This is a genomic window from Thiocapsa sp. C2-2m (genome assembly GCF_041903745.1).
GTDB lineage: Bacteria > Pseudomonadota > Gammaproteobacteria > Chromatiales > Chromatiaceae > Thiocapsa > Thiocapsa roseilacustris.
The window spans coordinates 128,178-141,358 of the sequence record NZ_JBBWVD010000009.1; the positions used below are offsets into that span (position 1 = coordinate 128,178).

The 13,181-nt window shown below is 63.0% G+C and carries 16 protein-coding genes; 10 read left to right on the top strand and 6 right to left on the bottom strand.

Going from position 1 to position 13,181, the window contains the following annotated elements:
- Nucleotides 1–506: 506 nt before the first annotated feature.
- Nucleotides 507–977, bottom strand: a complete 471-nt coding sequence (locus tag AADX97_RS08905; RefSeq protein ID WP_374233325.1) for a HyaD/HybD family hydrogenase maturation endopeptidase — start codon at nucleotides 975–977, stop codon at nucleotides 507–509.
- 123 nt (nucleotides 978–1,100) lie between these two features.
- On the opposite strand from AADX97_RS08905, the gene AADX97_RS08910 reads away from it, so the two are divergent.
- Nucleotides 1,101–1,346, top strand: coding sequence for a HypC/HybG/HupF family hydrogenase formation chaperone (locus AADX97_RS08910; RefSeq protein ID WP_374233324.1), 246 nt, complete (start codon nucleotides 1,101–1,103; stop codon nucleotides 1,344–1,346).
- A gap of 184 nt (nucleotides 1,347–1,530) precedes the next feature.
- Here AADX97_RS08910 and AADX97_RS08915 read toward each other — a convergent pair whose 3' ends face one another.
- Nucleotides 1,531–1,986 carry a hypothetical protein gene (locus AADX97_RS08915; RefSeq protein ID WP_374233323.1) on the bottom strand — a complete coding sequence of 152 codons (456 nt, stop codon included), beginning with the start codon at nucleotides 1,984–1,986 and terminating at the stop codon, nucleotides 1,531–1,533.
- A 206-nt stretch (nucleotides 1,987–2,192) separates the two neighbouring features.
- On the opposite strand from AADX97_RS08915, the gene AADX97_RS08920 reads away from it, so the two are divergent.
- The 5 genes from AADX97_RS08920 to AADX97_RS08940 all read left to right on the top strand — a co-directional run bounded on the left by AADX97_RS08920 (nucleotide 2,193) and on the right by AADX97_RS08940 (nucleotide 6,363).
- On the top strand, nucleotides 2,193–3,008 hold the full coding sequence (locus tag AADX97_RS08920) for a pyruvate, water dikinase regulatory protein (protein ID WP_374233322.1): 816 nt from the start codon (nucleotides 2,193–2,195) through the stop codon (nucleotides 3,006–3,008).
- A 97-nt stretch (nucleotides 3,009–3,105) separates the two neighbouring features.
- On the top strand, nucleotides 3,106–4,203 hold the full coding sequence (locus tag AADX97_RS08925; protein WP_374233321.1) for a Re/Si-specific NAD(P)(+) transhydrogenase subunit alpha: 1,098 nt from the start codon (nucleotides 3,106–3,108) through the stop codon (nucleotides 4,201–4,203).
- A gap of 120 nt (nucleotides 4,204–4,323) precedes the next feature.
- Nucleotides 4,324–4,620 (top strand): proton-translocating transhydrogenase family protein, encoded by a 297-nt coding sequence (locus AADX97_RS08930; protein WP_093032059.1) that lies wholly within the window; start codon nucleotides 4,324–4,326, stop codon nucleotides 4,618–4,620.
- A gap of 12 nt (nucleotides 4,621–4,632) precedes the next feature.
- Nucleotides 4,633–6,033: an NAD(P)(+) transhydrogenase (Re/Si-specific) subunit beta gene (locus tag AADX97_RS08935; RefSeq protein WP_374233320.1), complete on the top strand. Its 1,401-nt coding sequence runs from the start codon at nucleotides 4,633–4,635 to the stop codon at nucleotides 6,031–6,033.
- Between the two features lie 123 nt (nucleotides 6,034–6,156).
- Nucleotides 6,157–6,363 carry a hypothetical protein gene (locus AADX97_RS08940; RefSeq protein ID WP_374233319.1) on the top strand — a complete coding sequence of 69 codons (207 nt, stop codon included), beginning with the start codon at nucleotides 6,157–6,159 and terminating at the stop codon, nucleotides 6,361–6,363.
- A 175-nt stretch (nucleotides 6,364–6,538) separates the two neighbouring features.
- Here the strand turns inward: AADX97_RS08940 and AADX97_RS08945 are convergent, their stop codons facing one another.
- From AADX97_RS08945 to AADX97_RS08955, 3 genes are all read right to left on the bottom strand, one after another.
- Nucleotides 6,539–7,930, bottom strand: a complete 1,392-nt coding sequence (locus AADX97_RS08945) for an alginate export family protein (protein WP_374233318.1) — start codon at nucleotides 7,928–7,930, stop codon at nucleotides 6,539–6,541.
- Nucleotides 7,920–8,090 (bottom strand): symporter small accessory protein, encoded by a 171-nt coding sequence (locus AADX97_RS08950; protein WP_374233317.1) that lies wholly within the window; start codon nucleotides 8,088–8,090, stop codon nucleotides 7,920–7,922. The genes AADX97_RS08945 and AADX97_RS08950 overlap by 11 nt, the downstream gene beginning before the upstream one ends.
- 202 nt (nucleotides 8,091–8,292) lie before the next feature.
- A complete protein-coding gene (locus tag AADX97_RS08955; protein WP_374233316.1) occupies nucleotides 8,293–10,122 on the bottom strand; it encodes a sodium:solute symporter in 1,830 nt (609 codons plus the stop codon).
- A gap of 350 nt (nucleotides 10,123–10,472) precedes the next feature.
- Here AADX97_RS08955 and AADX97_RS08960 point away from each other — a divergent pair, with 350 nt between their 5' ends.
- Nucleotides 10,473–10,838: an acyl-CoA thioesterase gene (locus AADX97_RS08960; RefSeq protein ID WP_374233315.1), complete on the top strand. Its 366-nt coding sequence runs from the start codon at nucleotides 10,473–10,475 to the stop codon at nucleotides 10,836–10,838.
- Nucleotides 10,839–10,862: 24 nt separating this feature from the next.
- On the opposite strand, the gene AADX97_RS08965 is transcribed toward AADX97_RS08960, so the two are convergent.
- Nucleotides 10,863–11,294, bottom strand: coding sequence for an acyl-CoA thioesterase (locus AADX97_RS08965; RefSeq protein ID WP_374233314.1), 432 nt, complete (start codon nucleotides 11,292–11,294; stop codon nucleotides 10,863–10,865).
- Between the two features lie 105 nt (nucleotides 11,295–11,399).
- Between AADX97_RS08965 and AADX97_RS08970 the strand changes: the two genes are divergently transcribed.
- The 3 genes from AADX97_RS08970 to AADX97_RS08980 are packed head-to-tail and all read left to right on the top strand — an operon-like array spanning nucleotide 11,400 to nucleotide 12,960.
- Complete coding sequence (locus AADX97_RS08970) at nucleotides 11,400–11,612, top strand: hypothetical protein (protein WP_374233313.1); 213 nt, start codon at nucleotides 11,400–11,402, stop codon at nucleotides 11,610–11,612.
- Complete coding sequence (locus AADX97_RS08975) at nucleotides 11,609–12,253, top strand: cytochrome c (protein WP_374233312.1); 645 nt, start codon at nucleotides 11,609–11,611, stop codon at nucleotides 12,251–12,253. Before AADX97_RS08970 ends, AADX97_RS08975 begins: the two co-directional genes overlap by 4 nt.
- A gap of 5 nt (nucleotides 12,254–12,258) precedes the next feature.
- Complete coding sequence (locus tag AADX97_RS08980; protein WP_374233311.1) at nucleotides 12,259–12,960, top strand: cytochrome c; 702 nt, start codon at nucleotides 12,259–12,261, stop codon at nucleotides 12,958–12,960.
- Nucleotides 12,961–13,181 lie beyond the last annotated feature (221 nt).

Consider the following 13,181-nt stretch of genomic DNA (forward strand, 5'->3'; position numbering starts at 1 on the left):
TTCGCTTTTCCCGTGCTGCGACAGTGGCTGGAGACCTCGATACCATCCTTTCGTGTATAACCGGCCTGCCAGCGGCACGCCTCCGTAGTCCCGCATACCGCCTCTTCCAGGCCCTTACATGCGGATGCGGCGAAGACCGGGCCGCTGATCGCGAAGGTGATTGTGACTGCGCAAAGTGCGCAGACCGAGAGGGAGCGAATCGTCGTGGGTCGCATGTCGGCTATTCCTTAGTTTGTGGTTTGATGATGGCACGCTACAAATGTAAACGTAGCGTGCTCTCGAACGATAGAACTAAATCGTACACAAAGCAAGGATGGCGAAAGCGATCTCAGGCCGAATCCGTCTCGACTGCATCGATCTGGCGGCTGCCTGGCGAGGACGGAGCGACGGGATGTCGCTTGGTTGCAGCGGGGAGTCGGTCGATGGTTGCCTGCGCAATCGGAGGACGTGCGCCGTGGTGTGTCAGCGAGCGCCTGGACGGTGCACTTCTCGCCGTGCCGCGTCCGTTAGGCGTTCCAACAATCAAGGAGCGAGCGGATCCGCGCGATGGCGTCGGGGATCGCCGCCTCGACCGCGGGCGTGAGACGGTCGCCCCAGCCGACGAATGCGGGCTCGATGCCGACCAATGCGCGTTGGAGCGGGAGGGTGTCGGTGAGGCGTGCGATGTCCATCAGGTCGGAGAGGCTGACCTCGTGAACGGTCTTGGCATTGATGCTGAGCTGGCGATCCATCGCCTCGCCCTCGAAGACCCGGACGCTGCCGGGCGGTTCGCCCATCGTTGCGGCATCGACGACGATCAGCCGAGGACAGTCCCCGATCGGCAGGGCGAGCGTGAAGCTCAAGGTTCCGCCGTCTATGAACACGAGGGATGCGTCCGGATCGCTTTCCTGCTCGAGTCGGCGAACCACTTCGGCGCCCACTGCCTCGTCGGTCATGAGGACATTGCCGAGGCCGAGGATGAGTGTGGTTGGTTGCACGGCGGTGGACCTTCTCGGGCTGATGATGAGTGATCGGACGATCGTTTGATCTGCGTCCTTGCAGGTGCGCGCGGCGCGGCTTAGCCTGCCGAACAATGATCGACTTCCCTTGGGGGCTTGTCCATGTGTCTCGGTATCCCGATGCAGATCCAGTCCGTCGACGGCTTCCTGGCCTGTTGCACGGCTAAAGGCGCGGAGCGTGAGGTTAATCTTTTCATGCTGCAGGACGAGACGATCGGCGTCGGCGACTATGTGGTCGTGCACCTGGGCCATGCGATCAGTCGGATGAGCGAGGAGGAGGCGGTCGCAGCCTGGGAGATCTATGACGCGATCCTCGCGGCGCAGGACGGCGGCCGGGTCGAGGTCTGACCCGGCGGGCCGGGATGCCCGAGCGGGCAAACCGACCGCCATGCGGTCTTAGGCGAATTCCGGAAACCTTCATGCCACGGGCGTAGGTTGTGCCGAGCTGTGCGAGGCACAACCAACCGTAGAGGCAAGTTGTGCTTCCTATCGTCAGCACAACCTACGGGTATGGAGGTTTGCAGAAATCGCCTTAGCCCAAGAAAGCCTCGGCCAGCGCGTATTGATGTTCGGCCTCGGACGTCTCGGGCGCGTCGTCTTCCTCGATGAGGGTGCAGTTGACGGCCATGCGGGCCTGCATGGCGGCCTTCCAAGCGCGGTTTTGTTTTTCGCTCAGGAGTGCATCCGGCGTCAGGGCTGCTGCCGCGGCGGCGGCGACGAAGTGGTCGGCTTGGGCCAGCCAGTCGGTGTCCTTGCCGCAGTCGGTGTAGGTCTTGGTTGCGTAGGCCTTGGCCGCCTTGAAGGCGTCTTCCAGCTCGCCGGGGGCGACCTCGTCGCGCATCCCGGTTTCGATGGAGCGGTTGACCCGCTCGTCCTTGCTCAGCTGCATGACGTGCTGGGCGAAGCGAGAGCCGAGAATGCGTTGCTGCTGCGCGTCGAGTCCGTTGAGGGCGTCACGCAGCGCGCGGTCGTTGTTGATCTTGGGCATGGGGAAGCTCCTCGGCCTATCGGTGGGCCGGCCGGGTGGCGTGCCGGCTCGGCGAAGATCGGTCGCGATGCGGACCGAAACCGTTCTCGGGACGTGCGGCGTAGCCGGTATCTCGGTCGCGCCCACACGCTGTCGTGATCAGCGTTTCTCTATATCACCAAATTCCAATATAGACTGCATTGACTTGCATCATTCCCTCGGAGCCTATGAACCGTACCGTCTTCTTTGTCTCGGAGAGCACCGGCATCACCGCCGAGACGCTCGGCCACAGCCTGTTGTCGCAGTTCGATACCATCGACTTCGAGCAGGTCTACATGCCCTACATCAACACCGACCTGCGCGCCAAGGCGTTGACGCAGCGGATGCAGGAGGCTGCGGACCGCGACGGGGTTCGCCCGGTCGTCTTTGCAACCATGCTCAACAACGAGATCCGCGAGATCCTGCAAAGCGGCAACTGCTACTACGTCGAGCTTTTCGAGGGCTTCGTCGAGCCGCTCTCCGTTGAGCTGGGCGTTCCGCCGAGCCGCAAACCCGGACGCAGTCACGCCATCACTAAGCCAAGCTATTACACCAAGCGGATCGAGGCGATCAATTTCGCCATGGCCAACGACGACGGGGTCCGGCCGGATAATTTTCATCGTGCGGACGTGGTCTTGATCGGTGTCTCGCGTTCAGGCAAGACGCCGACCTGTCTCTATCTCGCCATGCATTACGGTCTGCGCTCGGCGAACTATCCGGTCACCGAGGAGGACTTCGAGCGAGGGGATGTCCCTCAGTTGGTTTGGGATTGTCGCCACAAGCTCTTCGCGCTGACCATCGATCCGCAGCGCCTGCAGCTGATCCGCGAAGAGCGTCGCCCCGGCAGTGGTTACGCGTCTTTGGAACGTTGTCAGGAGGACATCCGGATGGCGACTCAGATCTACAAGCGACTCCAGATCCCGGTGCTCAACACCACCAGCCAATCGATCGAGGAGATCTCCTCGCACATCATCAAGGCGCTGCGCGGGAGCGGGGAGCGCTGAGGGTGTGCGGGTGGTTGCGGCGACCGGTTCTCCAACCCATAATGCGCCGTTTTTTGCCGCTTGTGGGCGGCCGACCTGCGGATAGGACGATAGAGCGATGAAGATCGGAATTCCCTTGGAGACCGCCCTCGGCGAGACCCGCGTGGCCTCGATCCCGGAAGTGGTCAAGAAATTGACCGGTAAGGGTTTCGAGGTGATGGTCGAGGCGGGCGCCGGTGTGCGTGCCGGCTACCCCGACGCAGATTATGCAGTGGCGGGTGCGCAGTTGACCGACCGTGCGGGCGCCTTCGACGTCGATCTCCTGCTCAAGGTCCGTCGGCCCGATGCGGCGGACGTCGAGGCGCTGCGTCCGGGCGGACTCTATATCGGTCTCTTGGAGAGCTGCGGTGAAGACGAGATCCTCTCGGCCATGCTCGCCAAAGGCGTCCGCGTCCTCGGGATGGAGCGGATGCCGCGCACCTCGCGCGCCCAATCCATGGATGCCCTGTCCTCGCAGAGCAACATCGCCGGCTATCGCGCGACCCTCGAGGCGGCGGCCCGCTACGGCCGTTTCCTGCCGATGATGATGACCTCCGCGGGTTCCGCGAAGCCGGCCCGTCTGGTCGTCTTGGGTGTGGGTGTCGCGGGTCTGCAGGCGATCGCCACTGCGCGTCGACTCGGCGCCGATGTCTACGCCTACGACGTGCGCCCCGAGACCCAAGAACAGATCCGCTCCCTGGGCGCCAAGCCGATCGAGCTGGATCTGGGTGAAAGCGGCTCGGGCGAGGGCGGTTACGCCAAGGAACTCTCCGAGGAGGCGAAGGCCAAGCAGCAAGCCGCCTTGAGCGACCAGCTCGCCAAGGCCCACATCATTATCACCACCGCCCTGATTCCCTGCCGCCCGGCCCCCGTCCTGGTCACGGAAGAGGTTGTGAAGCGCATGCGTCCGGGCTCCGTGATCGTGGATCTGGCCGCGGCCAACGGCGGCAACTGCCCCCTGACGGTCGCAGGCGAGATCGTCGAGCGCCACGGCGTGACCATCGTCGGTCTGACCAACTTTCCCGCCTTAGTCCCGGCGGATGCGAGCGCCTTCTACGCCCGCAACCTCGCTAATCTGATCGAGATCATGGTCACCCCGAGCACGTCAGGACCGGTCCTCAAGGACCTCGCCGAGGACGACATCACGGCGGCCATGCTCGTGAAACCCGCAACCTGAGGTCGGTTCGAGACATCGAGCCGCAAAGACACCTTTGCGGCTCAAGCGCCTTTTCTGCGATGACAGACCACTGATCATCGGCGACGCGCCAATGATCACCGTCCAACCGGAGTTACCCCTATGCCCGAGGCACTCGATCCTTCACTCGTTGCCCTCTATGTCTTCGTCCTGGCCTGTTTCATCGGCTACTGGGTGGTCTGGGGCGTCACGCCCTCGCTCCACACCCCGCTGGTGGCGCTCACCAACGCCATCTCGGGTATCGTCCTGGTCGGCGCCCTGCTCGTCGCCGGCGATCCCGAGGCGGGGCTTTTTACCCAGATCATCGGCTTCATCGCCGTGCTCCTGGCGTCCATCAATGTCTTCGGCGGCTTCCTGGTGACACACCGGATGCTCTCGATGTTCAAGAAGAAAAAGTAAGGACAGGCCGTCATGACGCTTTCAGTGAATCTCCAGGCGGTGGCCTATCTGGTCTCCGCCGTACTCTTTATCCTGGCCCTTAAGGGCTTGACCCATCCGGCATCGGCCCGGCGCGGCAACCTCTACGGCATGCTCGGCATGCTGATCGCCGTCGTCGCGACCCTGATGGGCAATCAGGTTCAATCCTACGGATTCATCATCGTCGGGATGGCGCTTGGCGCCATCATCGGCGTCATCGTGGCCCTGCGCATCCAGATGACGGCCATGCCGCAGTTGGTCGCGGCCCTGCACAGCTTCGTCGGTATGGCGGCGGTCATGGTCGCCATCGGGACCTTCCTCACCAAGCGCAGTGCAGGCGAGTTGAACGCGCTGCTGATGGGCGAGATCTCCGCCGGCGTGGTCATCGGTGCCATCACCTTTACCGGCTCGGTGATCGCCTTCGGCAAGCTGCAAGGTCTTCTGAGCGGCAGCCCCGTCAAGTTCAAGGGCCAGCATCTGCTCAATGCGTTGCTGGGGATCGCAACCCTCGCCCTGGCCGTGCATTTCGCCATGACCGGCAGCTTGATCTCGCTGACCCTCATGACCCTGCTCGCATTCACCCTCGGCGTGACCCTGATCATCCCGATCGGCGGTGCAGATATGCCGGTCATCATCTCGATGCTGAACAGCTATTCGGGCTGGGCTGCGGCGGCGACCGGCTTCACGCTGCACAACAACCTGCTGATCATCGTCGGTGCCTTGGTCGGCTGCTCCGGCGCGATCCTCTCCTACATCATGTGCAAGGCGATGAACCGCTCGATCCTGAACGTGGTCTTCGGCGGTTTCGGCTCGGACAGCAGCGGTGCGGACAGCGCGGGCGCGGTCGCCGCCGAGAAGGGCGTGAAATCGGCCGCGGTCGAGGATGCCGTCTACTGGATGGAGGATGCCAACCGCGTCATCATCATCCCCGGCTACGGCATGGCCGTGGCTCAAGCCCAGCATGCCTTGAAGGAGCTGATGGAGCTGCTCGAAGCCCGCGGCGTGGAGGTCAAGTTCGGGATCCATCCGGTCGCCGGCCGTATGCCCGGACACATGAACGTGCTGCTCGCCGAGGCCGACATCCCCTACGACCGCGTGCTCGAGATGGACGAGATCAACCCCGACTTCCCGAGCACCGACGTGGTGCTGGTCGTCGGTGCGAACGACGTCGTCAATCCCGCTGCCAAGGAGGACAAGACCAGTCCCATCTACGGCATGCCCATCTTGGAGGCCGGTCGCGCCCGTCAGGTCTACTTCCTCAAGCGCTCCATGCGTCCGGGTTACTCGGGCGTCGACAATCTGCTCTTTTACCAGGAGAACACCTCGCTGGTCTTCGGCGACGCCAAGGACACCATCGAGGGGATGAACAGCGCGCTGAAGGGCGGCGGGCACTGAGCCAGAGCCGAGCCCGCACGGGATGCGGGGCCGGCTTTCCGGGCGCCTCGTTCCCGGCTAGACTCGATCGAGGCTCGACCGCGTCGCGTTTCGTCAAGTGCGGTCGACAAGGAGGGGGACTCGGTGGAAGCCAGACGACTCCACACGATCGACGATCTCCTGGCCTGGCCGGGAGAGGAGCGCGTCGAGCTGATCGATGGCGACATCGTTCAGCGCCCGATGGAGCTCTCCGCTGAATACCCGCTCGGTACGGTACCCGGACGCGTTCGGGTGCCACCGTTCGATGCCGTCGAGATCGATCTGGCCTATGTGTTCGGCAACGCGGACTGAGTCGACCTCAACGGACGCAGCGCTGATTGGATCCTCTCGACACACAAGTACGGATTTCCCTGGGATAGTCGACTTGCAGTCGACCCGCTGGTCTTTCGGCCGGCGGAACGGGTCGACTGCAAGTCGACTATCCCAGGGGGCGCCGCTCGGCGGCGATTGCCTGTACTGCCCACCCTTACCAGGTGAGATTCAGCTCAGCACGGACGAAGTAGGATTCGTCGCGCCGGTTCTCGGCGTAATAGTCACCGGGCCAGAGGTATTCGGCGACCAGGTGTCCGGCGACGTGCTTGCTGAGCTTGGTCTTGATCCAGACGGCGGCGAGATGTCCGCGGAAGCGGCTTTCTCCGCTGAGGTTGATCAACTGCGCCGGGGTGCGTGTGGTCATCTCGTCGGCCCAGAGTGCATGATAATCGACCGTGACCAAGGTGGTCGGGTGGGCCTGGATGCCCCAGCCGAGATTCAGACGACTCAGGTTCGTCGCCTCGCCGACGCGGCTCTCCAGCGGCCATTGGTAGATCATCAACTCGCTCCACTGTGGCCAGCGGCCCCAGAGCGGGTCGAAGGCTTGGGTGCCGTCGCTGTCGGGATCGTTGCCGGAGAGAAACTCGTAGCCGAGATGAAACCGATTGGCGAGCGGATCATTCAGGCTGTAGGTGGCACGTCCGTTGAACCCGAAGGCATCCAGATCCGCATTGTTGCGGGTACCCCACTGGTAGGCCGCCTCCGCACGCAATGCCCATTGGGGGAAGAGCTTCGATTCCGCACGCACGCCCGCGGTATAGGCCACACCCGAGTCCGGCGGCGAGGGGAAAGGTGCGCCGTTGTTGACCCGAATGTTGCCCGGCGTGTTGTCCGGCGTGCTGCTCTTGTACAGTAGATAGCCGTCGATGTCCGTGGCCTTGACCAGGCTCTTGTTGCGGGCGTAGAGAATGGCGCCCGTCTCGTCTTGTTCGATCTGATCCTCGATCTCGCCGTTCAGCGGACTCGGGAAGCGCCCGGTGTCGGCGTCCTGATTGATGTAGATGAGGTCGAGCGTGGTTCCGATGGACTCCAGGTTATAGGTCGCGCGGGCGGCATCGAAATAGATGGTCCGCGAGCCGTCGAGCGGCGTGCCGTCGAGCACCAGCCAGCCGTTGCCGAGGATGATCTCCTGGCGGCCGAGCCTCACCGAGAGCGGCGAGCCGCCGATGCCGTTGAAGGCGACCTCGAGCAGATCGAAGAAGAGTCCGCCGCTGTACCAGGTCTCGAAACCCGGTACCGGCCACTGGTTCTCCTTGGGCTTATCGTAGTGACGGCCTTCCCACATGAGTCGCGCCGTGCCGACGATATGGTCGGTCGGCGCGTAGATCCCCCAGATGCGCCCGCGATACCGCTGAAAGGTCCGGTCGGCGATCGGGCTTTGGTCGTTCAGGCCGACGTTGCCGATGAAGACCTGGCGCAGACGCAGATCCGCCCCTGGCTTGAAGCTCGAGACCGCATCGGCCTCTTGAGTGCCGGCCGATGCACCTGCCGAGAACAGCGCTGCGGTCAGTGCCGCCAGCCATGTCGATGCCTGTCTAGAAATCATCGTCCACCTTCTTCTCGTCCAGCGCCCAAAGGCGATCCTCCGGGGTGACCTCGTCGCGCGCGGCGTTGCGGCGGGCGAGCCCGTAGATGATGCCGATCACGGCCATCGAGATGGCGCCGAGATAGGCCATGAGGACATAGGGATCATCGATACCCAGCATCACATGTGCTCCTGAATTGAATTGCGTCCGAGGCTACGGCTGAGTCCCGGTGCAAGTGGGTTCCATCGGGGGGCACTAAAGAAATCCTAGCCGACGCAATTCAAAAAAATTAAAAAACTTAAACCGCGTCCGAGCCAAGATTCATTGATGGTGAAAAAGTGGCAGCCACCCGAAATCCATTCATATCCCACCGAGACGCGGTTTAATGAGGGAAACACCGTCGCAAATGCGCCTGATCCGGCGGTCGCGTCACCGCACTGACCAGGATCAAGGTCAGCAGGGAGGCCGGCAGCGCGATGATGATCGGGTCCACCGACGGCCAATTGGGGTAATCCGCGAGCAGGCTGGTCTTGCCGTCCGTGACCCACTGCACCAGCCCGATGGCGCTGGCCTCGCGCGCCTTGATGAAGGCTAGCCAGAAGAGCGAGATGCTCATGCCGACGATCATTGAGGCGAGCGCGCCGGCTCGGGTCACGCGCTTGGAGACGAGTCCGCCGATGTAGGCGGGCAGGAAGCTCGCCGCGCAGAGTCCGAAGAAGATGGCCGTGAAGCGGGCGATGACGTATTCCTGTCGCACCGTGTAGCTAATAGTCACGGCAATGATCAATCCGATCATGATGGCCAGTCGCATCACCAGGATGCTCGGCTCGCGTTGATGTCCCTTGTCCGAGATGCGTTCATAGAGGTCGCGTCCGGCGGCCGTGCCGATGGTGTGGAACTGGCTCGACATAGTGCTCATGGCCGCGGCGAGCAGTGCGAGAAAGAAGATCACGCCGAACCAGTGCGGCATCGCCGCAATGATGAAGGCCGGGATGATCTTGTCGGCGTCGCCCTTGGTGTAGGTCGCGGCGATGGAGCGCCCGGCGACCAGCTCGAAGGTCGCACCCACTCCGTCTTGTGCCGATGTGCGCTCGCTGATGATCATGGGCGCCCGAGCCGGTGCCTGCGTCTTGGGGTTGAGGATCGAGGTCCAGGTCCCGGATTCGCCCTTCTGCATCAGCTCGACCAGCGCGCGGTCCTTCTCGGCGTCGATCACCTCGACGACCTTGCCCTGAAGAAGCGGGCCGTGCTGTGCGAACCAGGCGTTCGAGAGGCTGCCCACGACGAAGGGCGTTCCGACCATCAGCAGGATGAAGACGGCGCCGATCGGCACCGCCCGGTCGAGCTCGCGACGGCTGCGTACCGTCATGAAGCGCACCACGAGCTGCGGCTGGGCGAGCACGCCGATCCCTACGCCGAGCACCAGCGCGGTGATGACGGTCCACCAGAGGTCGTAGGTGGTCGCGCCCCAGCCGAAGGTTGGCATCGCGGTCCAGCCCTGATGACCCATCTGCGCGAGCGGCGCGGGGACCAGATCCGCCATGTCCGTCAGGGTGCGGTGAGCCTCGGTCACGCCACCCAAGCTCATATAGGTAAAGATCAACAGGAAGATCATGGCGAAGACCATCACGAATCCCTGCATGGTGTCCGTATACATCACTGCCTTGATGCCGCCCGGGATCACGTAGGCGGCGGTGATAAGCGCGAAGATCAGAAGCGCGACCTCGAAGTCGATCCCGAACTGGGTGGCCGCGAAGATGCTCCCACCGGTCATGACGGCGGCCGCATAGAGCGGCATGAAGAGAAAGATCAGCGCACCGGCGAAGATCTGGATGCCGCGGCTCTGGTAACGTCGACCGAGCAGCTCCGGAAAGGTGTGGGCGCCGAGATGATGCCCGAGTCGCCGCGTGGGCTCGCCCAGGAAGATAAAGGCGATCAGGATCCCGAACCCGATGTTGAGCACGGTGAGCCAAAGCAGACTCATGCCGAAGAGTCCCGCGACCCCGCCGAAGCCGACAATGGCCGCGGTCGAGATGAAGGTGGCCCCGTAGGAGACCGCCATGATGATCGGGTGAGCCGAACGCCCGCCGACCAGGAAGTCCGCGGCCGAGCGGGTGCCCCGATAGCCGAGCCAGCCGAGATAGCCGGTCGCGAAGAGGTAGGCCAGAATGACGACGATGTCGACCCAGCCTACGGAAGAATGCCCCGTCATGAGTCCCCCTCAGGATCCCGAATTGTTCGTTGTTGTCTTGTCAGGACGCGCGGGGGCGAAAAATAACCTGGACGTTCGTACCGTTATATAGATCCAGCGCAGTAAAACAGCGGTTTTTGACATCCTAGCCCGGCAGAGCCGGAACCAAGAAGGGTGGTCGAAGGTTCTGCTCGTTGTCGTTGTCGTTGTCGTTGTCGTTGTCGTTGTCGTTGTCGTTGTCGTGTTCGATGTCTTCTGGAAATCCGATTACGACAACGACAACGAAAAATTCTGCGAAGGCTTGTTCAAGACTTGCGGCATAGGGAGCTAACGACCAATCGCCGACCTTTCGATGACCAGGAGGCCCGTTCGTGGAGAGTTTTAAAGTCGTTCGCCCCGAGTTTCTGAACCATTACGGTTATCTGTTCGGGGGCTTTTTGTTGAAGTGGGTCGACGAGATCGCCTGGATCGCGGCTAGTCGTGACCATCCGGGGTGCCGCTTCGTGACGATCGCGATGGACCGCGTGGAGTTCCATCGCAGCGTGAAACAGGGCGCCGTGCTGCGTTTCGACGCGATCGAGAGTTGTCGCGGCAACACCTCGATCAGCTACTCGGTGCACGTCTTCGCCGACGATCTCACGACCGGCAACGAGGAGCCGATCTTCACGACCTGCATCACCTTCGTAAGGGTCGACGAGCAGGGGCGGAAGATTCCTTTGTCTGGGCCCGGCGCCTGAGAGACCACGCGGGCGTCCGTCTCGTCACAGCGGGCGGTCCGCGTGCAGGTAGGGCAGGATTGCGCGGCGAATCGCGTCGTCGATACTCAAGGCGGGTGAGCCGTCCCGATTGATCTGGAGATGGACCGTCTTCGCCGTTGCGGCGAGCGTTCGATCCTCCGTTTCGAAGCGATAGCCGACCGCAAACGAGCGGGTGCGGATCTCCTCGATCGCCACTGCGACCTGGACCCGATCACCTTGGCAGAGCGGTCGATGATAGTCCGCCTCGGCGTGCACGAGCGGGAGCAGGATCTCGCCGTCGCGGATGAGGCGCTCGAGCGGGAGGCCGATCTGCGCCATGAATGCCTCGTAGGCATCGTGTGCATGACGGAAGAGGTGGCCGAAGAAGAGCCGCCCAGCGGCGTCCGTGTCGTGCAGGCGGACGCTGAAGGCATAGGCGAAGCGGCTTGGATCCATGTCTGACTCCGGAAGCTGGTAGCGATGATCCATCTTAACTCTGAGCCGATGACGGCGCGTCCGTTCGTGCTTACTAGGCTGATGCTGCCGTCGGAGTCTCCGGGGATGCTGATCCTCACCACCGGACAGCCTATCGGTGCGCCAGAGGGGGCGCGCCGCGCGCTTGCGCTGAGACATTTCCACGGTGACGCCTTCGCCTTCCGCCCCGTCGGCGCGAATGGGCTCGGTATCAGCGGCGCGGCCTTCGCGGCAGACTTGCCGACGCGCGGCCGCGTGCGACATGATTGGGGTACGATCAAATTCGAGGAACCGCAGTGAGATTGCTCGCCATTCAATCGCTCATTGTCCTGACCGCCTGCGTCGGGATTCCCATCGCACCGCCGCTGTTTGCTCAAACAAAGGGCGATCCGGAGATCGGTGCGGGGATCGCGGCGCGGGTCTGTGTGGCCTGTCATGCCGAGGACGGGACCAGCCCCATGCCCAATACGCCTCGGCTGGCCAGCCAACACGCGACCTATCTCGTCAAGCAGATGAAGGACTATCGAGAGGGCCGACGCACCAGCGAGGTGATGGGCAACTTCATCGGCGGACTGACCGACGAGGAGATCCCGCATGTCGCCGCTTTCTATGCCGCTCAGAAGGCGAGACCGGGCGTGGTGACCGATCCCTCGCTGCTGACGCTCGGCCGAAAGGTCTACGACGACGGCAATCCCGGCAGCGGCATACCGTCCTGCTCGGGGTGCCACGGCGACGAGGGTGAAGGTACGCGTCGCTTCCCGCGGCTTGCCGGTCAGGACGTCGGCTACACCGTCGAGCAGATGCGTCGTTATGCCGTCGGCGAGAGGACCAACGACCGAGGACTCATGCAGACGGTGGCCGATCGCATGAGCGAGGCCGAGACACTGGCCGTGGCTCAATACGTTGCTAGCCTGATGGTCCTCGAAACGGAGGAGGAATGAACGCCATGATGACCCGTCTCGTTTGCGTCGGAGCGCTTGCCCTCGCGGCGGGCAGTGCGACCGCGTCTCCGCCGGCGCAACCCCATGCGCCCGGTATCGAATCGCCCGGCTATGTCTGGAATGCGCCAAACGAGGATCAGATGATTGCGCTGGCCCATCGTGCCGACCCCGCGAACGGCGAGGAGGCCTACGCCGTCTGTCGCGGCTGCCATCAAGCGGATGGGGCGGGTCGTGGCGATGCCATCTATCCGCAGTTGGCCGGCCAGCATGCGAGTGTGCTGATCAAGCAGATGGTTGATGTGCGCGCCGGGCGCCGCGACAACCCCAAGATGCATCCCTTTGTTTCCGAGTGGGTCGTGTCGTCCGAGGAGGTCGCCGACATCGCCGCCTATCTCTCGCAGCTCCCGATTCAGCCGACCAATCTCAAGGGCGACGGCACGGACCTGGCGCTCGGCCAAGCCCTTTACGAGAAGGACTGTGCGACCTGTCATGGCGCGCAGGGCGAGGGCGATGCCGTGGAGTTCTACCCCCGCGTCGCACATCAGCACGTCAGCTATCTCGATCACGAATCCCGCCTCATTCGCGACGGTGGGCGGCGCAATGCGAACCCCGAGATGGTGAAGGCGATCAAAGGGTACAGCGACGCGGATATCGCAGCGGTGAGCGATTACATGTCCCGGCTTATCCCTGAATCACGTCCCGAGTGATCGGCGATGTTTCGACAGGGTCGGCGCGGATCGCTAGACCCTGCTAATGCCTTTAAGGCAAGGGGCGACTTAAGTCGCCCCTACATGTCCGTAGATTCTTTCCCGGAAACTACCTACGTTTTCACGCAACCGACCGGCGTGCTCGTGACACCGCTCACGCGGTGTCACGTCTTTCTTGGCACTCGTCGCCATATGCCACGTTGGCCGGAGTGATGCGCGAG